At 68.0% G+C, this 22,822-nt stretch carries 22 protein-coding genes; 13 read left to right on the top strand and 9 right to left on the bottom strand.

Translation table 11 applies throughout. From position 1 onward, the window contains the following. The first annotated feature begins 20 nt into the window (after positions 1-20). From J4H85_RS03435 to J4H85_RS03400, 8 genes are all read left to right on the top strand, one after another. Entirely contained in the window at positions 21-1,025 is a 1,005-nt protein-coding gene (locus J4H85_RS03435) for an o-succinylbenzoate synthase (protein WP_208236879.1), read from the top strand. Positions 1,026-1,155: 130 nt separating this feature from the next. Further along, on the top strand, positions 1,156-2,616 hold the full coding sequence (locus J4H85_RS03430) for an aldehyde dehydrogenase family protein (protein ID WP_243893311.1): 1,461 nt from the start codon (positions 1,156-1,158) through the stop codon (positions 2,614-2,616). Positions 2,617-2,775: 159 nt separating this feature from the next. Further along, on the top strand, positions 2,776-3,627 hold the full coding sequence (locus tag J4H85_RS03425; protein WP_208236877.1) for a methylenetetrahydrofolate reductase: 852 nt from the start codon (positions 2,776-2,778) through the stop codon (positions 3,625-3,627). A gap of 15 nt (positions 3,628-3,642) precedes the next feature. Further along, positions 3,643-4,518 carry a formyltetrahydrofolate deformylase gene (gene purU, locus J4H85_RS03420; protein WP_208236876.1) on the top strand — a complete coding sequence of 292 codons (876 nt, stop codon included), beginning with the start codon at positions 3,643-3,645 and terminating at the stop codon, positions 4,516-4,518. A 54-nt stretch (positions 4,519-4,572) separates the two neighbouring features. After that, entirely contained in the window at positions 4,573-5,976 is a 1,404-nt protein-coding gene (gene ligM / locus J4H85_RS03415) for a vanillate/3-O-methylgallate O-demethylase (protein ID WP_208236875.1), read from the top strand. Between the two features lie 84 nt (positions 5,977-6,060). Further along, on the top strand, positions 6,061-6,660 hold the full coding sequence (locus J4H85_RS03410) for a PadR family transcriptional regulator (RefSeq protein WP_208236873.1): 600 nt from the start codon (positions 6,061-6,063) through the stop codon (positions 6,658-6,660). A 7-nt stretch (positions 6,661-6,667) separates the two neighbouring features. After that, positions 6,668-7,198, top strand: coding sequence for a GTP cyclohydrolase I (gene folE, locus J4H85_RS03405; RefSeq protein ID WP_208236870.1), 531 nt, complete (start codon positions 6,668-6,670; stop codon positions 7,196-7,198). A 99-nt stretch (positions 7,199-7,297) separates the two neighbouring features. After that, positions 7,298-7,948, top strand: a complete 651-nt coding sequence (locus J4H85_RS03400; protein ID WP_208236868.1) for a GntR family transcriptional regulator — start codon at positions 7,298-7,300, stop codon at positions 7,946-7,948. A gap of 61 nt (positions 7,949-8,009) precedes the next feature. On the opposite strand, the gene J4H85_RS03395 is transcribed toward J4H85_RS03400, so the two are convergent. The 6 genes from J4H85_RS03395 to J4H85_RS03370 form a co-directional block, all read right to left on the bottom strand. After that, positions 8,010-9,248, bottom strand: coding sequence for an ABC transporter substrate-binding protein (locus J4H85_RS03395; RefSeq protein WP_208236866.1), 1,239 nt, complete (start codon positions 9,246-9,248; stop codon positions 8,010-8,012). A 21-nt stretch (positions 9,249-9,269) separates the two neighbouring features. After that, positions 9,270-10,298: a branched-chain amino acid ABC transporter permease gene (locus J4H85_RS03390; RefSeq protein ID WP_208236864.1), complete on the bottom strand. Its 1,029-nt coding sequence runs from the start codon at positions 10,296-10,298 to the stop codon at positions 9,270-9,272. After that, positions 10,298-11,179 (bottom strand): branched-chain amino acid ABC transporter permease, encoded by an 882-nt coding sequence (locus J4H85_RS03385; protein WP_208236862.1) that lies wholly within the window; start codon positions 11,177-11,179, stop codon positions 10,298-10,300. Before J4H85_RS03385 ends, J4H85_RS03390 begins: the two co-directional genes overlap by 1 nt. Positions 11,180-11,182: 3 nt before the next feature. Next, on the bottom strand, positions 11,183-11,893 hold the full coding sequence (locus tag J4H85_RS03380; protein ID WP_208236860.1) for an ABC transporter ATP-binding protein: 711 nt from the start codon (positions 11,891-11,893) through the stop codon (positions 11,183-11,185). Continuing rightward, positions 11,880-12,662 (bottom strand): ABC transporter ATP-binding protein, encoded by a 783-nt coding sequence (locus tag J4H85_RS03375; protein ID WP_208236859.1) that lies wholly within the window; start codon positions 12,660-12,662, stop codon positions 11,880-11,882. Before J4H85_RS03375 ends, J4H85_RS03380 begins: the two co-directional genes overlap by 14 nt. A gap of 232 nt (positions 12,663-12,894) precedes the next feature. Further along, entirely contained in the window at positions 12,895-14,277 is a 1,383-nt protein-coding gene (locus J4H85_RS03370) for an aminomethyl transferase family protein (RefSeq protein WP_208236857.1), read from the bottom strand. A gap of 112 nt (positions 14,278-14,389) precedes the next feature. On the opposite strand from J4H85_RS03370, the gene J4H85_RS03365 reads away from it, so the two are divergent. Then, positions 14,390-15,310, top strand: coding sequence for a LysR family transcriptional regulator (locus J4H85_RS03365; RefSeq protein ID WP_208236855.1), 921 nt, complete (start codon positions 14,390-14,392; stop codon positions 15,308-15,310). A 16-nt stretch (positions 15,311-15,326) separates the two neighbouring features. Here J4H85_RS03365 and ligM (J4H85_RS03360) read toward each other — a convergent pair whose 3' ends face one another. Further along, complete coding sequence (gene ligM / locus J4H85_RS03360) at positions 15,327-16,730, bottom strand: vanillate/3-O-methylgallate O-demethylase (RefSeq protein ID WP_208236853.1); 1,404 nt, start codon at positions 16,728-16,730, stop codon at positions 15,327-15,329. Between the two features lie 177 nt (positions 16,731-16,907). Between ligM (J4H85_RS03360) and J4H85_RS03355 the strand changes: the two genes are divergently transcribed. From J4H85_RS03355 to J4H85_RS03340, 4 genes are read left to right on the top strand one after another with little or no spacing between them, the layout of a single operon-like run. Further along, positions 16,908-17,663: a PIG-L deacetylase family protein gene (locus J4H85_RS03355; protein WP_208236851.1), complete on the top strand. Its 756-nt coding sequence runs from the start codon at positions 16,908-16,910 to the stop codon at positions 17,661-17,663. Next, on the top strand, positions 17,660-18,403 hold the full coding sequence (locus tag J4H85_RS03350; protein WP_208236849.1) for a 4-carboxy-4-hydroxy-2-oxoadipate aldolase/oxaloacetate decarboxylase: 744 nt from the start codon (positions 17,660-17,662) through the stop codon (positions 18,401-18,403). The genes J4H85_RS03355 and J4H85_RS03350 overlap by 4 nt, the downstream gene beginning before the upstream one ends. Next, positions 18,400-19,482 (top strand): 4-oxalomesaconate tautomerase, encoded by a 1,083-nt coding sequence (locus J4H85_RS03345; protein ID WP_208236847.1) that lies wholly within the window; start codon positions 18,400-18,402, stop codon positions 19,480-19,482. The genes J4H85_RS03350 and J4H85_RS03345 overlap by 4 nt, the downstream gene beginning before the upstream one ends. A 40-nt stretch (positions 19,483-19,522) precedes the next feature. Beyond that, positions 19,523-20,473 (top strand): VOC family protein, encoded by a 951-nt coding sequence (locus tag J4H85_RS03340; RefSeq protein WP_208236845.1) that lies wholly within the window; start codon positions 19,523-19,525, stop codon positions 20,471-20,473. A 13-nt stretch (positions 20,474-20,486) separates the two neighbouring features. Here the strand turns inward: J4H85_RS03340 and J4H85_RS03335 are convergent, their stop codons facing one another. Further along, positions 20,487-21,713 carry a cytochrome P450 gene (locus J4H85_RS03335; RefSeq protein ID WP_208236843.1) on the bottom strand — a complete coding sequence of 409 codons (1,227 nt, stop codon included), beginning with the start codon at positions 21,711-21,713 and terminating at the stop codon, positions 20,487-20,489. A 44-nt stretch (positions 21,714-21,757) separates the two neighbouring features. After that, the gene (locus J4H85_RS03330; RefSeq protein ID WP_208236841.1) at positions 21,758-22,714 is read right to left on the bottom strand and encodes a PDR/VanB family oxidoreductase; all 957 of its coding nucleotides are present in this window, start codon (positions 22,712-22,714) and stop codon (positions 21,758-21,760) included. Positions 22,715-22,822 lie beyond the last annotated feature (108 nt).

Below are 22,822 nucleotides of genomic sequence, written 5' to 3'. Positions count from 1 at the left end.
GCCCGTGGCATGATCGAGGCATGCACCGCGCTCGCCCGTCTCTCGCCGCGCTGCTCGACGCTGCCCACGTCGTCGCGATCCCGACACGCACGCGCTTCCGCGGAATCTCCGTGAGAGAGGCCGTCGTCTTCGAAGCACCGCAGGGGGCGACCGAGTTCTCGCCGTTCCCCGAGTACACGGATGCTGAGGCGGCGACCTGGCTGCGTGCGGCGATCGAGTTCGGGTGGGATGCGGCCCCCGGAGTCGTACGCGACCGGGTCCCGGTGAACGCGACGGTCCCGGCCACCGATCCCGACCGCGTCCCCGAGATTCTCGCGCGGTTCCCGGGCTGCGACACCGTCAAAGTGAAGGTCGCCGAACGCGGGCAGTCCCTCGCCGACGACGTGGCCAGAGTGTCTGCGGTCCGCGCCGCCCTCGGACCATCGGGACGGCTCAGGATCGACGCCAACGGCGGATGGTCGGTCGCGGAGGCGCGCACCGCGCTCGACGCACTCGCCCCGTATCGCCTGGACTACGTCGAACAACCTTGCGCGACGGTGGCGGAACTCGCCGAGCTCCTTCCCGACGCCCACGCTCGGGGCACGCGGATCGCGGCCGATGAGAGCGTGCGCAAGGCGAGCGATCCGCTCGCCGTGGCGCGCGCCGGTGCCGCCGACCTGCTCGTGGTGAAAGCGCAACCGCTCGGCGGCGTGCGCCGAGCGCGCGACATCGTGGTCGAAGCCGGGCTCCCGGTCATCGTGTCGAGCGCGCTCGACACCTCCGTCGGCATCTCGATGGGTCTGCACCTCGCGGCCTCACTGCCCGATGAGCTCCTCGCCGGAGCCTGCGGACTCGGCACGGTCGCGCTGCTCGACGGCGACGTCACGGCCGAGTCGCTGCTGCCCGACGCCGGGACGCTTCCGGTGCGTCGCCCGCCGCTCGACCCCGACCGACTCGCGGACTTCGCGGCACCCCCGGAGCGCGACACCTGGTGGCGCGAGCGCCTCGCACGGTGTTACACCGCGCTTCCTGCTTCCGATTCGTGACCCGCTCACGGGTGCGGGACGCGGCGCGAGACGTCCCCGATTTCCGACCAGTGAGATGCACCGTTGCGCATTCGTCGCTCTCCCACTTCACTGAGTGCAGAACCGTGTTCGCAGTCAGAAAGGGACAATGATGTCCGATCTTCACACCGCTCTGTTCATCGATGGCGAGGAGCGCACCACTGCCGACGTGCTCGAGATCGCCGACCCGGGCAAGCCGGGTCGCATCGTCGGCACCGCCGCTGCCGCGAGTCCCGACGACGTCGCCGACGCCGTCGCCGCGGCACGGCGCGCATTCCCCGCATGGTCGGCGCTGTCCGGCGCGGAGCGCGCAGCGCAGATGACTCAGGCCATTCAGGGCATCGCCGATCACCGCGATGACGATGCCGCGATCCTCTCGCAGGAGAACGGCAAAGTCGTCCACGAGGCCTGGGTCGACTCGCTGGTGTTCGAGCTGCGCTGGAACCTCGCCCTCACGCACGCGGACGACGTGGATGCGACCGAGCATCTCGCTCCCGTCCCCGGTGCGATCCCGAACTCCACCCGCATCTCCTATCAGCCGATGGGCGCCGTGACGATCATCGTCCCCTTCAACTGGCCGATCGCGATTCTCGGCGCGGCGCTGCCTCACGCCCTCCTCGCGGGGAACACCGTCATCGTGAAGCCCCCGCTCACCGCGCCCCTGGCCACCGCCCGCGTCGTGCAGCGCGTCGCCGAACAGCTCCCCCCCGGCGTGCTGCAGGTCATCACCGGACGCGACGAACACCTCTCCGGTCTGATCTCGAACGAGCAGATCGCGAAGGTCGGCTTCACCGGCAGCGTGAACGGCGGCAAGAAGATCATGGAGATGGCCTCGCGGTCGCTCACGCCGGTCACCCTCGAGCTCGGAGGCAACGACGCGGCGGTGTTCCTCGCGGATGCGCCGCTGGACGACGCGCACCTCGACAAGCTGTTCGGCGCGGTCTACGACACCACGGGCCAGATCTGCATGAACGCGAAACGCCTGATCGTGCACCGTTCGCGCATGGACGAGCTCGTCGCGGGGCTCGAGTCTCGGCTCGCCCGGGTGCAATTGGGCTACGGTCTCGACGAGCCGAACGGCACGACGATGGGCCCGCTCCACTCGCCGGCCCAGAAGGCCTTCGTCGACGATCTCATCCGCGAGGCCAAGGATGCGGGGGCCGACGTGCGCGAGTTCGGCGAGCTGCCCGGCGGGGAGCTCGCCGGCGGTAACTTCGTGCGCCCGGCGATCGTCGTCGATGCGGATCCGGCGCTGCGCGTCGTCACCGAGGAGCAGTTCGGCCCCGTGATTCCCGTCATTCCGTTCGACAGTGAGGAGGAGGCGATCCGCCTGGCGAACGATACGTGGGCGGGGCTCGGCAATTCCGTGTGGACCGCAGACGCCGCTGCAGCCGATCGCGTCGCGCCGCAGTTGCAGTCGGGGTACGTGTGGGTCAATGACCACGGGGCCACTCGCCTGGATCTTCGGGCCCCGTTCGGCGGGGTGAAGCAGTCCGGCATCGGACGCGAGCAGGGCATCCACGGCATCCGCGATTTCCAGGAGGCGCACGCCGTCTCCGTGATCGCCGACTAAGCACGGACGACGCTCCTCGGCGGTGGGACCGACGCACCAGCACGACGATCCCACCGCCGCTTTCGAGCATCCCCCATTTCCCTATAGACATTCCCTAAGCGCATAGGTAAGCTTGCACACACGGATGCAAGGACGCGCCGCGAAAGGAAGACTTGGATCATGACCACTCCTGCTGCTCGCAAGCTGCTCGACGGCTTCTCGCTCGAAATGACCGGCAAAGACATTCCTGGGCTCAATGAGGCGCATCACACGATCCCTCAGGGGACGAAGATCAACGTCACTTTCCTCGGCAACGAAGATCTGGAGATGCGGATCGCAGCGTCGAAGGCTGTGAAGGACTTCGGCTTCGTTCCCGTCCCCCACATCTCCGCCAGGCGCCTGCAGTCCCAGGAGCAGCTCGAAGAGTTTCTCGGCCGCCTCCAGGACATCGGCGCTTCGGAGCGCATCTTCTGCGTCGGTGGCGATCCCGCCACCCCCGAAGGGCCGTATCCCGACTCCCTGACGGTGATCCAGTCGGGTGTGCTGCAGCGCTACGGCGTGCGCGAGGTGTCGATCGCCGGCTACCCCGAAGGCCACCCCGACATCCCCGACGAGGTGCTCTGGCAGCACCTCGAAGAGAAATCGGCGGCACTGGCGACGCAGGGACTCGACGCCGTCGTGCTCACGCAGTTCGCGTTCGACGCGGAAGCCGTGCAGCAGTGGGTGCTCGATGTGCGCTCGCGCGGCATCGAGTCCGAGATCAGGATCGGGACGCCCGGCCCCGCCGGCATCAAACGCCTGCTCGGCTACGCGCGCCGCTTCGGCGTCGGCGCCAGCACCGGCATCGTGAAGAAGTACGGGTTCTCACTGACCAACCTCATGGGCACGGCCGGCCCTGACCGCTTCATGGAGGAGCTCGGCAACCTGCTCGAAGTCGCTCCGGCCAGCGGAAACGTACGCACGCACTTCTATACTTTCGGTGGCCTGCTCGCGACCGCCGAGTGGGCGCACGAATTCGCCGCTCAGCACTAGGGAAGAGACTCGTCAATGTCCAAGACCATCGAGACCCGCCGTGACCACGCCTGCCTGATCGTGCACGGACCGGACCAGCGCGGACTGGTCTCCGCCGTGACCACGCTCATCACGCGCAACGGCGGCAACATCGTTTCACTGGATCAGCACTCCGACGACCCCGAGGGCGGCGCGTTCTTCCAGCGCGTCGTCTTCCACCGGCCGAGCCTGTCCGCGGCGATCCCCGACATCGAGGCCGATCTCGCGCAGACGCTCGACGCGTTCCAGGTCGAGTGGAACCTCAGCGACATGTCCGTGCCGAAGCGCATGGCGGTGCTCGCATCGACGAGCGACCACTGCCTGCTCGATCTGCTCTGGCGCGAGCGACGCGGCGAGCTGCCGGTCACGATCCCGATGGTCATCTCGAACCACACCACCATGGTCGAGGACGTCCGGAGTTTCGGGGTTCCCTTCTTCCACGTCCCGTCGCAGGGACCCGACAAGTCGGTCGCCGAAGCCAAGATTCTCGAACTCCTGCAGGGCAACGTCGATTTCATCGTGCTGGCGCGGTACATGCAGATCATCTCTCCCGAATTCCTGCAGCAGGTCGGCGTGCCCGTCATCAACATCCACCACTCCTTCCTCCCCGCCTTCATCGGAGCCGCCCCGTATCGCAAGGCCAAGGAGCGCGGCGTCAAACTCATCGGCGCGACGAGCCACTACGTCACCGAAGAGCTCGACGAGGGCCCGATCATCGAGCAGGACGTCATTCGCGTCACGCACGCCGAGACCGCAGCGGACCTGCAGCGCATGGGAGCGAACGTCGAGCGCGCCGTGCTCAGCCGCGCCGTGCAGTGGCACGCCGAGGATCGCGTGATCCGGCACCACAACCACACCATCGTCTTCAATTAGCCCCGCCCACCGGTGCCGAGGCACCACCCGACAGAAAACAGAGAGGTTCTCATCGTGGCGAACAACCTGCAGGAACTGCTGGACCAGAAGAACCCGGTCGAGCTGCTGCGCAACTCCCAGATCGGCTCGTACATCTACCCGGTCGTTCCGGCCGACTTCGCGAACTGGATCAAGGAGCAGCGCGCGTGGCGCGAGACCGCGGTGCTCTACGACCAGTCCCACCACATGGACAACGTGTTCCTGAAGGGTTCGGACGCGATCAAGCTCATCTCGGACACCGCCATCAACTCGGTGGCGAACTTCGCGGTGAACAAGGCCAAGCAGTATGTGCCGACGACGTCTTCGGGCCACGTGATCGGCGACGGCATTCTCTTCCGCGAAGCGGAGGACGAGTACGTGTACGTCGGTCGCGCACCGGCATCGAACTGGCTCATGTTCCACGGTGAGACCGGCGGGTACCAGAACCTCGACATCGAGGTCGACCGCCGCTCCCCCTCGCGCCCGTACGGCCACTCGGTCGCGCGCAAGTACTACCGCTTCCAGATCCAGGGCCCGAACGCCTGGGCCGTGATCGAGAAGCTGAACGGCGGACCGCTCGAGAAGCTCGGCTTCTTCAACATGTCGACCATGCAGATCGCCGGCAAGCAGGTGCGCACGCTGCGTCACGGCATGGCAGGAGCGCCGGGACTCGAAGTGTGGGGACCGTACGAGGACCACGATCACATCCGCGACGCCATCGTCGAGGCCGGCGTCGAGTTCGGCCTGCTGCCGGTCGGCTCGCGCGCCTACCCCTCGAACACGCTCGAGTCGGGGTGGATCCCCTCACCGCTGCCCGCCATCTACACCGGCGAGGCGGAGCGGGCGTACCGCGAATGGCTCGGCGTCGACAGCTACGAGGCCACCGGCACCCTGGCGGGCTCGTACGTCTCAGACAACATCGAGGACTACTACCTGAGCCCCTGGGAGCTCGGCTACGGCTCGTTCGTGAAGTTCGACCACGACTTCATCGGACGCGACGCTCTGGAGCGGATGGATCCCGCTGCGCAGCGCAAGAAGGTCACGCTCGCGTGGAACGCGGACGACCTCGGCAAGGTCTGGACCTCGTTGCTCAACGTCGACGGCCCGAACTACAAGTTCTTCGACCTGCCGCTCGCGAACTACGGCTCGGCGAACTACGACTCCGTCGTCGACGCCGACGACAACGTCGTGGGCTTCTCGATGTTCACCGGCTACAGCGCGAACGAGCGTCGCGGCCTCTCCCTCGCCACGATCGACCCTGCCGTGCCCGAGGGCACCGAGCTGCGCGTGGTGTGGGGCGAGCCGGGCGGCGGCACGTCGAAGGCCTCCGTCGAGTCGCACGAGCAGACCGATGTGCGGGCCGTGGTCAGTCCGGTCCCGTACTCGACGGTCGCGCGCAAGGAGTACCAGGGCGGCTGGCGCACCGGCTACGACGCCTGAGCGAGACGGAAGATTGTACGCTGAGAGGGGTCGGGGCATGCCCCGACCCCTCTTCCGGCTCCTGAATCGAACGAGGAGGGCATCATGAGCCTCCGCAGTGCACTGCTCGCACTCCTGCGCGTCGGTCCGATGTCGGGGTACGACCTGCAGAAGCAGTTCTCGCAGTCGGTCGGCCACGTGTGGCACGCGGCCGACTCGCAGATCTACCCCGAACTGCGGAAGATGGCGAACGAGGGGCTCGTCGTCGCCGAGGAGCAGCCGCGCGGCGAGCGCGGTGTTCGCCGCATCTACCATGTGACCGATGCCGGAGATCAGGCGTTCCTCGCGTGGATGAACAGTCCCCCCGAGTACCAGCGCACCCGTGACGCCGCCCATCTGCGCGCGGCGTACCTCGAGTCCGCGGAGCCCGACGCCGCGCGATCGTTCTTGCGCGCCCACATCGAGCACTGGACGTACGAGCTGTCCTGCTGGGACGGGGAGCTCGCGCACATCGAGGCCCTCGACAATCCGATGCTCGTCAATCGCCTGCGCGTGACCGACGAGCGCGATCACGAGCGCACCATCGCCTACAAGCGCTTCGCCTACGAGGGGCTCGCCGCGCGCGCACGATCGGAGATCGCATGGGCGCAGCACGGACTCGAGACCGTCGACCGGCTGGAACGCGGTCGATCCGAGAGGAGCTGATGAGACCATGAGTATCGATCGTGAACGTGCGATGCGCGCCGTGACGGAGTTTCTCGCGGCGATGGGCGTCGATCCCGAGGTCGCCGAACTCCGCAGAACTCCTGAGCGCGTGACCGACCTCGCGGCAGGAATGTTCGCGCAGGCGGGCGCCGACCCCGCGGAGGCACTCGGTACCCCCATGGAGGTCACGGAGGACGAGTCGCACGGACAGGTCGTCTCGGTCACCGATGTCTCGTTCCGTTCGATCTGCCCCCACCACCTGCTGCCGTTCGAGGGGCGCGTCGATGTGACGTACGCGCCGCGCGCCCGGCTCGCAGGGTTCAGCAGGATCGTGAAGCTGGTCTCGAGCACCGCCCGTCGCCCCCAGCTGCAGGAACGTCTCGGCGAGCAGATCGCAGACGCACTCGTGCGCGTGCTCGATCCCCGTGGCGTCACCGTGCGCATCGTCGCGACGCACGGATGCGTCGAGGCGCTGGAGCCGCACGGGAAGGGGACGCAGATGGTCACGGTCTGCACCCGGGGCGAGCCGCTGAACTGAGCACGCTGCACGATCGTTCTGCGCCGCTTCCCGTGCCACAATGGTCCGATACCGGTGCGACAAAATTGTCGCCAAGATGATCGGCGATAGGGGAACGCAGTGTCCGAGCAGTCGACCGTACGAGCCAACTCCGAGAGCGTGGCCCACCACGTTCGCCAAGCCATTCTGAACGGGGAGTTCGTCCCGCGGCAGCGCCTGATCGAGGCCGATCTCAGCACCGAGTTCGACGCGACCCGCGCCTCGGTGCGTCACGCCCTCATGACGCTCGAGGGAGAAGGCCTCATCGAGCGGATGCCGAACCGCGGCGCCCGCGTCCGCGCCATCTCACCGAACGAGGCGATCGAGATCGTCGAGGTGCGCGTCGGGCTCGAGGTACTGGTCGCTCGACGCGCAGCCGAACGCATCGACGCCGACCGCAGCACGGCGCTCGCAGATCTGCGCGACGGCATGCGCACCGCCGTCGAATCGGGAGACCTCGTGCGCTACGCGGCGTTGAACCAAGAGATGGACGCCGTCTTGCGCGAGATCTCGGACCACGGGGTCGCGAACCAGCTGCTCGAACGGCTCCGCGCCCAAGCCGCACGGCACCAGTTCAGGCTGGCCTTCGACCCGCAGCGGGCGAGCGCCTCCGTCGAGGAGCACGCCGCGATCGTCGACGCCGTGATCGCGCGCGACCCCGATGCCGCCGCGACCGCGACGGAGACGCACCTCGCCGCCATCATCCAGGCCATCTCGCGCACGCACACCTGACACACGACGACGCCGACGCCCCGGTGCAGTCCGGAACGCCGGCGTCGGCTCGTGCGCGGTGCTACTCCAGCTGATCGACGGTGTCGAACCCCTGGCCGTTGTACTTCTGCACGACGACCGTCGAGACGGCCGGCTCGCCGTCCTCGGTCGTGTTCACCGTTGTTCCCTCCAGCATGAGCGGCGCTTGGAAGTCTTCGATACTGCGCAGCGATTCCATGAAGCTCTCGCGCGTCGGCTCCTCCATGTCCTGGAACACCTGCTCGAGCGTGGCGCCGAGCATGTAGCTCCACATGCAGTGCGGGAACGCCGGCACGTCGGAGTAGTCCGCGTACTCGTCGAGATTCGCGAGGAACGTCTGCACGTCTTCGTCATCGGAGAACTCGGGAGACGCGGGCGCCTTCGCGAACGCGACCGAGTACACACCGGGGTACGCACTCGCTCCGCCCGGCTCCAGGATCGCTCCCGGGCTCGAGGTGTTGGACGGGAGGAACCAGCTGGGCTCCCACCCGATGCTCTGCGCCCGCTCGAGCGAGGAGATCACGAGCGGCGTGATCGACATCGCGTTGAAGAACACGTCGGCATCGGTCGCCGCAAGCTCGGTGAGCTGCGCGTCGACGGAGGTGTCGGTCGCCTCGTAGGTGAGTTCCCCGACGACCTCGATGTTGTCGGACCCTGCGATCGCCTCCTTGAAACCCTCGACATACCCTTCGCCGAAGTCGTCGTTCTGCGAGAGGATCGCGACCTTGTGATCCTCGGAAGACGAGGCGAGCATCTCACCGAACGCCTCGCCCTCGTTCTGATAGACCGGCACCCACCCGAGGGACCAGGGGCTCTCCTCCTGGTCGCTGAAGATGGGGTCGCCCGTCATGACGAGCGCCTGGGGCACCTCGTCCGCGGTCGCGGCCTCGCGCCACGCGAGGTTGGTCGGCGTGCCGAGACCCGAGGTGATGGCGAACGCCTCGTTCTTCAGCGTCTGGAAGTTGGAGGAGGCCTTCTGCGGATCGTAGGCGTCGTCGAGCGCTTCGATCTGCACCTCCCGGGTCTTCCCATCGCCGAACTCGATGCCGCCGGCGGCGTTGGCGGCCCCCATGTACGCGCGGAGCCCTGCGACGGTGCAGGTTCCGGGTCCGGCGGTGCCGCCGCTCAACGGCGTCGTCACGCCGAGCGTGATCGTCTCATCCGTGATGCCGGGACTCGCCTCGCCCCCGCCGTCGCGCGCGCACGCGCTCAAGACGAGGAGCGCAGCGGCCGACAGCGCCACGGCGCCGAGGACCCCCCGTTTCCTGATGTTCCTCTTCATTCTTCTCACCTTTCTCATGAACTACTGCGAACTCTGGGTGCGGGCTTCGGGCGACGGAGCGCCCGCGTCCGCGGGTGGAGCACCGGGTCGGGACCCGGACGACTTTCGGAGTCCGGCGAGGGTGCGGGGCAACGACGCCAGACCGCCGGGAAGCAGGAACAGGACGAGCAGCAGGATCGCGCCCTGCAGCGCGGCCGTCAGGTTCGGGTCGATCGCATTCGTCAGCACCGGTACGAAGACGTAGTAGACGCCGCCGATGACCGAACCCACCATGGTCGCGGCGCCGCCGATCACCATCGAGGCGACCAGCGTGATCGAGTGGTGGAACGAGAGCGTCTCGGGCGACGTGTACTGCAGCACGGTCATGTAGAGGAAGCCGCTCACGCCACCCACGAGCGACGCGATCGTGAAGGCGAGCACCTTGGTCCAGTACGGGGAGATGCCCATCGACGAGGCGACGGCAGGGTTCTCCTTCACGATGGCGAGCGCGCGGCCGAACTTGCCGCGCACGAAGTTGCGCACGAGTGCGAACGTCACGGCGGCGATGACGATCACGAGGTAGAGCTTCCACTGATCGTTATAGAGGCCGGTCCACTCGGGGGCGTCCGAGAACCGCGACGAGACGCCCTGCGACCCGCCCGTCCAGTCGCTCAGTCGTTTCGCGAGCGGCAACCCGACGATCGGCAACGCGATCGTCACCATCGCGATGGCGAGGCCCCCGAGACGCGCGGCCGCCAACGCGATGAGCAGTCCGGCGAGCGCCGGAATGATGAGGGCGAGCACGAACGTGAGCACGATGTTCCAGTCGTGCGTGACGCCGTACGCGGTGACGTACGCACCGAGACCCAGGAAGAAGATCTGTCCGAGCGACACCTGCCCCGCGTACCCCATGACCACGTTCAGGCCGAGCACCGCCACTGCGAAGACGATGATGCGGGCGATGGTATCGTTCGCGATCTCGGGCAGCACGAGCGGAAGCACGACAGCGAGCACGATCAGCACACCGAGAGCGGCCCAACGAATTGCGGGCTTCTTGAGCAGAGGCGACATCAGACTCTCACCACCGTTTTCCGGCCGAACAGGCCCTGGGGTCTTACGACGAGGACCACGAAGATCAGGATGAAGGGGACCGCGACCTTCAGGTCGTGACCGATGAAGGGGACGTAGACGGCTGCGAGATTCTCGAGCACGCCGATCAGCGCCGCCGCCACGACGACCCCGACCGGGCTCGTCAGCCCGCCGAGGATCACGGCGGCGAGCGCGTACACCAGGGCCGTGTCCATCATGCCGGGCGTCAGGGTGAGCTGCGGGGCGACCAGCACGCCCGCGACGGCGCCGAGCGCGGCCGCGAGTCCCCAGCCCACCATGAGCAGCCTGCCGACGGGCATGCCGGCGAACGCCGCCGACTGCTGGTTGATCGACACCGCACGCAGGGCGAGCCCGAGTTTCGTACCGACGAACATGAGCTGCAGCAGGCCCATGATCGCGAGGATCACGATGATGGTGCCGAGCGAGCGCACGCTCACCGAGGCCCCGAGCAATGCGATGGTCTGGTTCGGGAAGAGCGACGGGAACAGCTGGTTGTTGTACGACCACAGCCATGCGCAGATGCCGGTGATGAGGGTCAGCAAGCCGATCGTCACCACTACCGCGGTGTCGGGGTTGCCCTGCTCGAACTTGCGGATCAGCACCCGCTCGACGATCGCACCGACGAAGAACGAGATCACGACGGTGATGAGGATCGCCAGGATGAGGGGAACGCCGAAGCCCAGGAAGGTGAACGCGATGTATCCGGAGAGCACGGCCATCGCGCCCTGCGCGAAGTTCACCATGCCCGTGGCCTGGTGCACCAGCACGATGGCGAGCGCGAGTGCCGCGTAGATGGAACCCGTGGAGAGCCCGTCGATCAGCAGTTGGATGAAGGTGCCCATGTCTCAACCTCCCAGGTAGGCGCGTCGGATTTCGTCCATGGTGCGCAACTCTTCGGTCGGTCCTGAGAGCACGCTCCGTCCCGTCTCGAGCACGACCGCCTCGTCGACCAGCGAGAAGGCCAGGTTCGCATTCTGCTCGACGACGAGCATCGAGATGCCCGACTCGACGCGGAGCCGTTTGATCGCCTGGTAGACGGACTTCGCGGTGCCGGGAGCGAGACCGAGTGAGGCCTCGTCGAGCAGGAGCAGCTTCGGTTTCGCCATGAACGCTCGCGCGACCGCGAGCATCTGCTGCTCGCCGCCGGAGAGCGTCGACCCGTTCGCACTCACCCGCTCCTTGAGCTGCGGAAAGAGGTCGAGGCAGTAGTCGATGTCGGACGCGATGCCCGCTCGATCCTTCCGCAGATACGCGCCGACCTTGAGGTTCTCGCGCACGGTGAGGTCGCCGAGCGTACCGCGCCCCTCGGGCACGTGCGCGATTCCGAGCGCCGCGACCTGATCGGGCCGCAGACCGCGAATATCGCGCCCCAGGAACCGGATGGATCCTCCGGCCCTCACCACGCCGGTGATGGCGCGCAGTGTGGTCGTCTTGCCCGCGCCGTTCGCCCCGAGGACCCCGACGGCACCGCCCTCGGGCACCGACAACGAGATCCCGTCGAGCACCTGAACCGACGCGTACGAGGCGGTGACATCCTGCAGTTCAAGCAGCGGCATCGGCGTCGTCCTTTCCGATGTAGGCCTCGATGACGCGCGGATCGGACTGCGCCTCGGCCGCCGTTCCCTCGAGGAGTTTCGCCCCGTGGTCGAGCACGACGACCCGGTCGGTCAGTGCCGCGATGAGCCCCATGTGGTGCTCGACGATGACAATGGTGACGTCGGACTCGCGTCCCAGACGCCGCACGGTCTCGATGAGCTGCTCGACCTCCGAGTGGGGCAGCCCGGCCGCGGGCTCATCGAGCAGCAGGAGGCGCGGTCGACTCATGAGCGCTCGGCAGAGCTCGACGCCCTTGTGCAGCCCGTGCGACAGCTCATCGGCGCGACGATGGGCGGCCCACCCGAGACCGTTCTCCTCGAGCAGCTGCAGTGCTTCCGCACGCAGTGCGCTCTCGGACCGGGTGACTCGGGGGAAGCGCAGCGACCACGACAGCGGGCCGCCGGGCAGCCGCGTGTGGGCACCGAGCATGACGTTCTCGAGCACGGTCTCGCGCAACTGCAGTGCGGGGTGCTGGAAGGTGCGCGCGAGCCCGTGACCGGCCATCTGCGCCGGGCGCGAGCCGCGCACCTCGGTGTCATCGATCCGAATCGATCCGGAGCTCGGCCGGTAGTGCCCGCTGATGCAGTTGAAGAGCGAGGTCTTGCCGGCTCCGTTCGGGCCGACCAGTCCGAACACCTGGCCGGGCTCGACCGCGAATCCGACATCGCGCAGCACCGTGACACCTCCGAACCGGAGGTCCACTCCCTGCAAGGTCAATTGAGCCGCCATAGCCTCAGCACTCCCTGTTCATCACCATTGATTCAACGGGTCTTCCAGATCCGCGCCAGAAGCAGTTCCGACACTAGAAATCCTCGCGCGGATTGTCAACAATTTATCTGACAAAGTTGCAGACACGTTGTCCGCGCATGTTCATTATGGTGCGCGGCGCACACCCTCGACGCCCGAAATTCCGTTCAACGGAATTGATTGGACGAGAGGGCGACGCGGCCGATTCAGACGGTCACGAGCGTCGATAGTCCTCGCGAGCGAATCGCGAGTACGGCGCCTCGGCGACGGTGGCGCGCACCCGCACCTGCCGGTGGCGCTCGGCAGCCGGCTTGCCCGTCGCCGGATCCTCGCCCCACACCACCTCCACCTGCGTCCCGGGTGCGGCGAACTCCGGATCCACGCTGGCGAGGGAGAGGAAGGCCTGCTCGTTCACGCTGTAGCCCACGTCGTGCGACAGGCCGACGGTCGCCTCGCCGATGCGCACGCGGTCCACCTGGTGCTGGCCGTAGCGGGCCTTCGGGAACTCCAGGAACTTCGCAGGCACCCCCGGCTCGTACGCGGAGCGCTGGATCGAAGCCACATCCTCCGCATCCCAGAGCAGCGACACCTTCACCCGCCCACCCGCTGCCGCACGCTGCTCGAGCGCGGCGCGACCGATGAAGTCGTGGTCGAACTTCACACTGCGCCCGTAGCCGAGTTCGAACGGCGACAGGTAATACTCCTCGATGCCTTCCGCCTCGAACGATCCGGCCAACGAGCCGAGTCGTGCCGCCGGCAGCCATTCGAGGTACGCGGCGCTTCCCTCGCCGGTGAAGATTGCGGGAAGCGGCGAGGGCACCCAGGCCGACTCGAGGTTCGCCGATGAGTACGCCCGTGAACCGACGAGCGTGAGACCGAACTCCGCGCCCGCCTCGATGATCGCATCGCGCACGCGCTCCCCCTCGACCCACGGCCCGAAGAGCTCGAAACCGGGCATCCCCGCCATGCCGTGCCGCAGCGATCGGACCTCGACGCCGGCGATCTCGAAGGTCTCCATACCGAAGAACCGCGTCTCGGGTGCCGGTCGACCGGTCACCCGCTCCAGCAGCTCCAGGGCCTGCGGACCCTGGAGCTCATATCGATACAGCTTCGGGTCTCCTCCGCCCGCAGCGGCACGCGCGATCGAGTTGGGGTCCCGCTCGAAGCGCACGTCGTAGTTCCCGGTCTCGCCGTGGTACTCCACCCAGTCGAGCACCATGTGCCAACCGACCAGGTCGTAGGTGTCTCCTGTCGCCCCCGCCTCACCGTCGAGATGGAAGAGGATTGCATCGCCGATGAGGTACCCCTCGTGGTTCACCGCGATGAACTGCTTGGCGGAGTCGCGCGGGAACCGGGCGAAGCTGTTGACGCCGACATCGCTGAGCAGACGCGCGGCATCCGGCCCGGTGATGAACAGGTCGCTCATGTGGTGCGATTGATCAAGCAGCGCCACGGACTCTCGCCACGCGCGCTGCTCGGAGATCCAATTGGTGAACTCGGGTCTGACCGGGAACTGCGTCGGCAACGCCTGCGCGTTGCGCAGGTAGGCGACGGGTCCGCCGGCGGCGGCGATAGCGGTGGCGGCTGACTGCTGCATGTGAGCTCCTTCGATCACGATCCTGCGGGGATACGCCCACCGTACGGTTCGCGGGCGCACTTTCACCCCTGTACTGCTTCATGAAAAGTGAATCGGGATACAGTAAACCTTCATGGACCTCTCCCTCGTGCGCGTCTTCGTCTCGATCTACGAAGCGCGAGGCATCACCGCTGCGGCCGCGCGCCTATTCGTCACCCCACCCGCCGTGAGCCAGGCGCTCACCAAGCTCAGGCAGCAGCTCGACGATCCGCTCTTCGAGCGCGTCGGCCGCACCATGGAGCCCACGCATGCGGCCCACGCGCTCTACCCGGAACTCCGGGGTGCCCTGCTGACCATCGATCGCGCCGTCGACGGACTGCACGGCTTCGATCCGGCGGAGTCGGACCGTCACCTCAGAATCGCGCTCTCCGAGCTCGGCGAGATCGGCTGGCTCCCCGCGATCCTGCGGGCGGTACGGGCTCGAGCCCCACGCATGCGCCTCGAGGTCGTGCCGGCGCACCCCGACCACCTACCCGAGCAGTTGTCGCGCGGCAGCATCGATCTCGCCATCACCCCGGCGGCGCTCCCGGCCGCGTTCGAGAGCACCGTCATCAAGCGGCAGGGATACGGTGTCGCGATGTCCGCCGACAACCCGCTCGCCCGCGGGCGCCTCACACGCGAACGCTACGCCGGCGCCGCGCACCTCCGAGTGTCAGGAGACTCCGGCATCGGTCCGCTCGACGCGGCGCTCGCGCGCGCCGGCATCGCACTGACACCCCGCGTCGTCGTCCACCGCATCGCCGCACTCCCCGTCGCGCTCGCCGGTGACCCCGAGCTCGTCGCCACGGTGCCAGACACCATCGCCGAAGGATGGGCGGCCACGTGGCCACTGACCGTGCAACCGCTCCCCTTCGCCATGGATCCCGTTTCGGTGCGACTGTACCGGCGTCACTCAACGCAGCACTCGGCCGCACTCGACTGGTTCTCGGCCACCGTCACGCGCGCGATCAGCGGCTCATCGGGCCAGTTCTCCGTCATCCACGGCGACGGGTGACGGGCGCCGGCCGCGGTCAGCGCGTGCCGCTCGTGCGCCAGCCGCCCTGGTACTCCTGCCGCGCCGTCTCCGCGTACGGCACCGGGCTCACCACCGCACGCACTGCGAGCTGCTCGTGCGGCTCGACCGTCGTCTTGCCGGAACCGCCGTCCGGCTCGCCCCACACCACGCGCACTTCGGCACCGATCGGGACATCGCGGTCGACCGTGGCGAGCGACAGCCCGCGCTTCTCATTCGCCGTGACACCGGTGAAGAGCGACAGTCCGATGTGATTGCCGTCCGCGTCGATCACCGCGTCGAAGTTCGACGAACCGTAGTTCGCATTCGGCAGGTCGAAGAACTGGTACCCGGGCCCTTCGCGGTCGATCACCGTGGTGAGCAGCTTCGCGAGATCCTCGTCGTTCCAGGCGAGCGTCACCTTGGTGCGTTGCGTCGCGCCGTCGATCCGCTCGAGCGCGTCGCGGCCGATGAAGTCGTGGTCGAACTTCACGAACGAGCCGTACCCCAGCTCCCAGGGGTTCAAGTAGTAGTCCTCGATGTTATCCGAGACGAACGAGCCGGCGATCGCGTTGATCGCTTCGTAGCTGTCGGTGCCCAGCCACTCGCGGTACGGCCGCTCGGCCTCGCTCGAGTAGATCGCGGGCAGCGGTGAGGGGATCCACCCCGATTCGAGCGTGTTCGACGAATATGCGCGCGACCCGCACGGCTCGATGCCGAACTCCGCACCGGCCTCGAGGATCGCGTCGCGGATCTTGCGGTGGTGCGCGTAGGGGCCCCAGATTTCGAGGCCGGGTGCTCCCGCCATGCCGTGGCGCAGCGTGCGCACTGTCTCGCCGGCGATGGTGATCGTTCCCATCCGGAAGAACTTCACCTGCTCGACCGGCCCGCCGTGCACCCGTTCGATGACGTCCCAGGCCCGCGGCCCCTGAATCTGGAAGCGGTAGTACTGACGATGCACGGCCTCGCCGTACGGCCGGGAGGGCGACCGGTCGTCATACAGCGTCTCGAGGTCGTATCCACCGGTCTCGGCGTGGAACTGCAGCCAGTTCGCACCGGGTGCGCGGCCGACGTACACGTACTCGTCTTCGGCCTCGTGGAAGAGGATGCCGTCGCCGATCACGCCGCCGTTGGAGGCGACCGGGACGAACTGCTTCGCCATGCCGACCGGGAAGTTCGCGAACGAGTTGATGCCGGTGTCGCTGAGCAGCTTGAGCGCGTCGCGGCCCGTGATGAACAGGTTCACCATGTGATGGGTCTGGTCGAACAGCACCGCGGTCTCGCGCCAGGCCTTCTGCTCGCGCCGCCAGTTGCTGAACTCCGCCGGCACGACCGGGTAGATGTAGGTGCCGAGGCGGGAATTGCGCAGCGTGTCCACGACACTGCCACGCTCTTCGATCAGTTCCTGGAGGTTCTTCGCCATGATGTTCTCGACTTCCTTGTCTGCATCGCTCGCCCGGTTTCGGGTCGAATCAGGCCCCTCGCGCGACGAGGGAATTTGCCTACAGCCATAGTGCTTTTCGGCGACAGAATTGTCAACAATAATCTTGACGAAGTCTTCACGGGTGTGCTTCTCTGGTCTCCAACCGAGAGGACCCCCATGACTGCTCCCACCCCGTCCCTGCTCGTCGTGAGCGCCCACGCCGGCGATTTCGTGTGGCGCGCCGGCGGCGCGATCGCCGCAGCGGCGCAGCGCGGAGAACGCGTCACCGTGGTCTGCCTCTCCTACGGTGAACGCGGCGAGTCCGCGAGCCAGTGGCTCGCCGGCAAGTCACTGGACGAGATCAAGGCGGTCCGCCAGTCGGAGGCCGAGGCAGCTGCAGCGGCACTCGGCGCCGACATCGAGTTTCTCGACCTCGGCGACTACCCCCTCGTCGAGAGCCAGGAGTCGGTGCACCGGCTCGTCGACGTCTTCCGTCGCTCCCACCCCACCGAAGTCCTCACGCATCCCCTCGCCGACCCCTACAACGGCGATCACCCGGCGGCGGCGCGCATGGCGCTCCAGGCGAGGGTGCTCGCCCAGGCGATCGGCGTGGCGAACTCGGATGGATCACTTCCCGGAAGGGATGACATCATCGGGGCGCCGCCCGTGTTCTTCTTCGAACCGCATCAGCCCGAGCAGTGCGGTTTCGTACCGAACGTGCTGCTCGACATCACCGATGCGTTCGACCGGAAGCGCGCTGCGATGGAGTGCCTGCCGGCGCAGAAGCACATGTGGGAGTACTACACCCACCTCGCCATTCGACGCGGCGTACAGGTGAAGCGGAACGCAGGCCCGAACCTGGGCCTGCCCCACGAGACGATGGGTGAGGCCTACATGCGCTACTTCCCGCAGGTGACCGGAGAGCTCAGGTGACCGCCACGCCTGCGCCGGCGGAGGGCGTCGGCAGGACCGGGGTCGTCGTCACCGACATCGCACGGGCCGACGCCGCGACCATCGACGCGCTCGGGGTGCACGGCGTGGCGACCGTCCACGAGGCGTTGGGACGGGAGGGGCTCGTCGGTCACGGCGTCACTCCTCGGCAGCGCGACGCGCGCATCGCGGGCTCCGCCGTCACGGTGCTGTGCTGGCCGGGCGACAATCTCATGATCCACGCCGCCATCGAGCAGTGCGAGCCGGGCGACGTGCTCGTCGTCACGACCACATCCCCGTCGCTCGACGGTGCGTTCGGCGACCTCTTCGCCACAGCGCTGCACGCGCGGGGCGTACGGGGAATCGTGACCACGACCGGAGTCCGCGACACCGCCGACCTCCGCGACCTCGACTTCCCGGTCTGGTCCGGGGCGGTCCATGCCCAGGGCACCGTCAAGGCCACGGCCGGTTCGGTCAATGTGCCGATCATCGTCGAGGGGGCGCTCATCCGCCCCGGAGACGTGATCGTCGCCGACGACGACGGTGTCGTCTGCGTGCCCCGGGCCCTCGCGGGAGCGACCCTGCAGGCGGCGGATCAGCGCGCCGAGAAAGAGGAGGCCGACCGGCGGGCGTACGCCGAAGGCGCATTGAGCCTGGATCGCAAGGGCCTGCGCACCCTGCTCGCCGACCTGGGCGTGCGCACGCTGACGCAGGCCGAGTTCGAGGGTTCTGCGCCGCGATGAACACCGCGCGCCGGCCGGACACCGATGGACTGCCCTGCATGCTGATGCGGGGCGGCACGTCCAAAGGCGCGTTCTTCCTGGCCGAGGACCTTCCGGCGGAGCGCCCGTCGATCGATGACCTGCTGCTGCGCGTCATGGGCAGCCCGGACGAACGGCAGATCGACGGCCTCGGCGGCGCGCACCCGCTCACCAGCAAGGTGGCGATCGTCTCGCGATCGGAGGCTCCGGGCATCGATGTCGACTACCTCTTCTTGCAGGTCGGCGTCGCCACAGCCGAGGTGGCCGACCGGCAGACGTGCGGCAATCTGCTCGCGGGCGTCGGTCCGTTCGCAGTTGAGCGCGGACTCGTACAACCGGGCGAGGGTCGCACGTCGGTCACCATTCGACTCCTCAACACCGGCGACGTGGCCACGGCGACCTTTCCGATACGATCCGGTGCCGTCGCGTACGACGGAGACCAGGCGATCGACGGAGTTCCGGGCACCGCAGCTCCGATCGAGATCGAGATGACCGGGAGCGGCTCACCGCTCCTGCCGACCGGGAACACCGTCGATGACATCGATGGGCGACGGGTGACAATCGTCGACTGCGGCATGCCCGTCGTCGTGCTCGACGCGGCCGATTTCGGTCTGTCCGGCGATGAGGAGCCAGCGACACTCGAGGCGAGCGCCGCACTCACGACGAGCCTCGAAGCCATACGGCTGCAGGCAGGACCGCGCATGGGGCTCGGCGACGTCGCCGCGCAGACGGTTCCGAAGATGATCCTCGTCTCACCGCCGCGTCACGGAGGCACGCTCACCGCGCGGGCGTTCATTCCGCACCGCGTCCACCCCGCGATCGGTGTCCTCATGGCGGCGTCCGTCGCCGCAGGGGCGCGGATCCCCGGCTCGATCGCCCACGAGATCGCCGAGCTCTCCGATGACCGTCGCGTGACGATCGAACACCCGAGCGGTCGCTTCGACGCGCTCGTGCGGGTCGAAGACCGCCCGGGCGTCGGCGCCGTGGCCGCCTCCTCCGTCACCCTGCGCACCGCGCGCAAGATCTTCGACGGGCTCGTCTTCCCGAGACCGCACCGCTGACCACGCACCGCACCCGAACCCCGCCCGAGAGGACCAGACCATGACTGATTCGACCGCCTTCGACGTCGCTCACCTGGCGAACGTCGAACTCCTCACTCCGAAATTCGACGAGAGCCTCTGGTTCTTCCGAGATCTGCTGGCCATGCGCGTTGTCGAGCAGACGGACGGGGTGGCATTCCTGCGCACCTGGGACGAGTACGAGCGCTACACGATCAAACTCACCGCCTCCGATGCGGCCGGCGTCGGCCGCACTTCCTTCCGCGCCGCGAGTCAGAGGGCGCTCGAGCGTCGGGTGGCCGCCATCGAGCGCCTCGGCCTCGGAGAGGGGTGGGTCGATGGTGAAGTCGGCACCGGCTCGACGTTCATGTTCCGCGACCCCGACGGGCACTCGATGGCGATCTACTACGAGACTGAACGCTATGTCGCGGGAGACGAGGACCGACCGGCGCTGAAGAACCAGGCGTCGGCGTTTCCGGGGCGAGGCATCAACGCGCGGCGCATCGATCACATCAATTTTCTCGGCAAGGATGTCGAAGCGAACGGCGCCTTCCTCGCCGATGCGCTCGCCATGCGCGAGAGCGAGCGGATCCGTCTCGACAGCGGCAAGTTCGCCGCCTGGTGGTTCCACTTCGGGCTGAAGTCGTACGACGTCGTGTACAGCGACGATTGGACGAAGCACGGCAATCGCCTCCACCACATCGCCTTCGCCCCGGACACGCGCGAGGACATCCTCAAAGCTGCCGACATCTTCCTGGAGAACGGCATCTACATCGAGTCCGGACCGCACAAGCACGCGATCAACCAGACGTTCTTCCTGTACGTCTGGGAGCCGGGCGGCAACCGCATCGAGTTCGCCAACGCCGGTGCACGCCTCCTCCTCGACCCCGACCAGCCGGTCGTCGAGTGGAGCGAGGAGGAGCGGAAGAAGGGTCAGGCGTGGGGCATGAAGACCATCGAGAGCTTCCACACGCACGGCACCCCGGTGGTCTGAAACGACATCGCCGTCAGGCCGCCGTCCACCGCATCGGCAGCGACTCGAAGCCGCGCAGCGTGTTGTTGAGGTGGCGTCGCTCGGGTCCGGCGGATTCGAGTGCGACCACTCGGTCGAGGAGCGCGTCGAGCACCGAGACGGCTTCGAGCCGTGCGATGTGCTGGCCGACGCACTGGTGCAGTCCCATCCCGAAGGCGACGTGACCGGAGGGGTCGCGATCGAGGTCGAACACGTGCGGATCGCTCCATCGGCGTCGATCCCGGTTCGCCGCCCCGAGGAACATCAGCACCTTCTCGCCCGCCGGAATCGGGACGCCGGCGATCTCGACGGGTGCCGTGGTGGTGCGGAAGAAGGTCTGCACGGGGGACTCGAGGCGCACGGCCTCCTCGAATACGCGCGGCAGGAGCGAGCGGTCCTCGCGGACCCGCCGCCAGTCCTCCGGCCGATCGGCCATGGCGCGGAGCACCGCGGCGATGCCGGTGACGGTGGTGTCGACGCCGGCCGTGAGGAGCGAGCGGACGACGAGCGGTGCCTGCTCCTGCGTGATGTCGCCGCGGTCCGCCGCCTCCCAGATCTGCGCGCCGATGCTCCCCGCCGCGAGTCGATCGCGTCGGCACTGCTCGCCGACCCACGTCACCGAGGGGCCGATTCGCTGCTGCGCCTCGGTGACGAGCCGGTTCTGCGGGCCGAACGCGTTGAAGGCGAAGTCGCCGTACGGGAGCAGGTGCTCGCGGCCGTCCTCCCCCAGCCCCACCGCATCCGGGAACACGCGCAGCGGGAACACCTCGGCGAGGTCGGTGACCGCGTCGAACTCTCGCCCGTGGGTGAGCAGGTCGTCGACGATCGCATCGGCGTCGGCACGCCACTGCGCCGCGAACGTCTGCAGGCGTCGGGGCGATAGCAGTCGCTGCAGTACCGCGCGGGGCGCGTCATGGCGCGGCGGGTCCGCTTCGAGCAGCACGCTCGGCGCACGCCACGGCTCCTCGTGCGTGAAGTTCGCGAGTCCGACGCCGGCGGCGGACTGGAGCCCCTGCCAGTCCGTCAGCGCCCGGTGCACGTCGTCGTAGCGGGCGACCGCGTACACCCCGTACGGTTGCAGGATCGTCACGGCCGCCGTCTCGCGGAGCCGCTCGTGGTACGGCATCGGGTCGGCGAGGAACGCTTCGGAGAAGGGGTCGATGTCGATCACGGGTGCGTCGTGCACCGGTGGCGCGGGCATCGCCCGGGGGGTCGCGGTCATGGCTGCCTCCAACGGCTGCGTGCGGTCGGGGTGGTCGTTCGGGATCAGAGGTCGAGGACGAGTCGTGGTCCGCGGCTGCGCGAGACGCAGGGGAACATGCAGGTACCCGATCGGCGCTCGTCGTCGTCGAGCAGCGAGTCGCGGTGGTCGGGTTCGCCCGCGAGCACCCCGGTCTCGCAGGTCCCGCAGACCCCCTGGGCGCACGACGTGATCACGTCGACGCCCGACCGGCGCAGGGCGTCGGCCACGCTTTCGACGGGATCGACGACGGTGGAGACGCCGCTGCGCGCGGCCACCACCTCGAACGCGGTCGCGGCTGCACCGCCCTGAGCGTCTGCGGTGAAGCGCTCGACCCGCGGCGGCAGGCCGCCGGGAGCCGCACCCCAGCTCTCGACCGCATCGAGCAGTCGCGCGGGGCCGCAGGCGAACACCCGCACCCGCGGATCTGCGGGGCGCCAGTCGGCGAGCCGCGCTCGCCCGGCGCGACCCGCGTCGTGCACGGTCACTCGCCGCCGCCCGCCGTCGAGTCGTTCGAGCTGCGCGCGCGCCGCGAGCCTCGCGGCGCTGCGTCCGAGGTACAGCAGTCGCCACGGCAGGTCGAGTCGCCGCGCTTGATCGACCATCGGGATCAGCGGGGTGATGCCGATGCCGCCGGCGACGAAGAGGTACTCCTCGGCCGGTGCCATCCGGAAGTGATTGCGCGGCCCGCCGAACTCGAGGGTGTCACCGACCTCGACCACGTCGTGCAGCTCCGCTGACCCGCCCCTGCCGTCGGGCTCCCGCTGCACCATGATCGTGTAGGCGTCCGCCCGCCAGCGATCGCCGCAGAGCGAGTACTGCCGCATCGTGCCGCTGCGCGGCAGCGCGAGATCGATGTGTGCGCCGGGCGCCCAATCGGGCAGGCGCCGGCCGTCGGCGCTGCCGAGGACGAACTCGACGACGTCCTCGGCGACGACGCGCTTGCTCGTCACGGTGAGCGTTGCAGGAACAGCGGTGTTCATGCACTCAGTGTGGGTCGCCTCGCTCACCGCGTGGGCTAGTATTCCATTGAACGGAATCCGAGCGGAGAGCCCCGGATTCCCGCACTGGCGATGGAGCCCGGAGGCCCG

Origin of the sequence: Leucobacter tardus, assembly GCF_017583045.1 — a bacterium.
Lineage (GTDB): Bacteria > Actinomycetota > Actinomycetes > Actinomycetales > Microbacteriaceae > Leucobacter > Leucobacter tardus.
The sequence above is the reverse complement of the archived record's forward strand: the minus strand, read 5'-3'. Positions and strand labels throughout refer to the sequence as shown.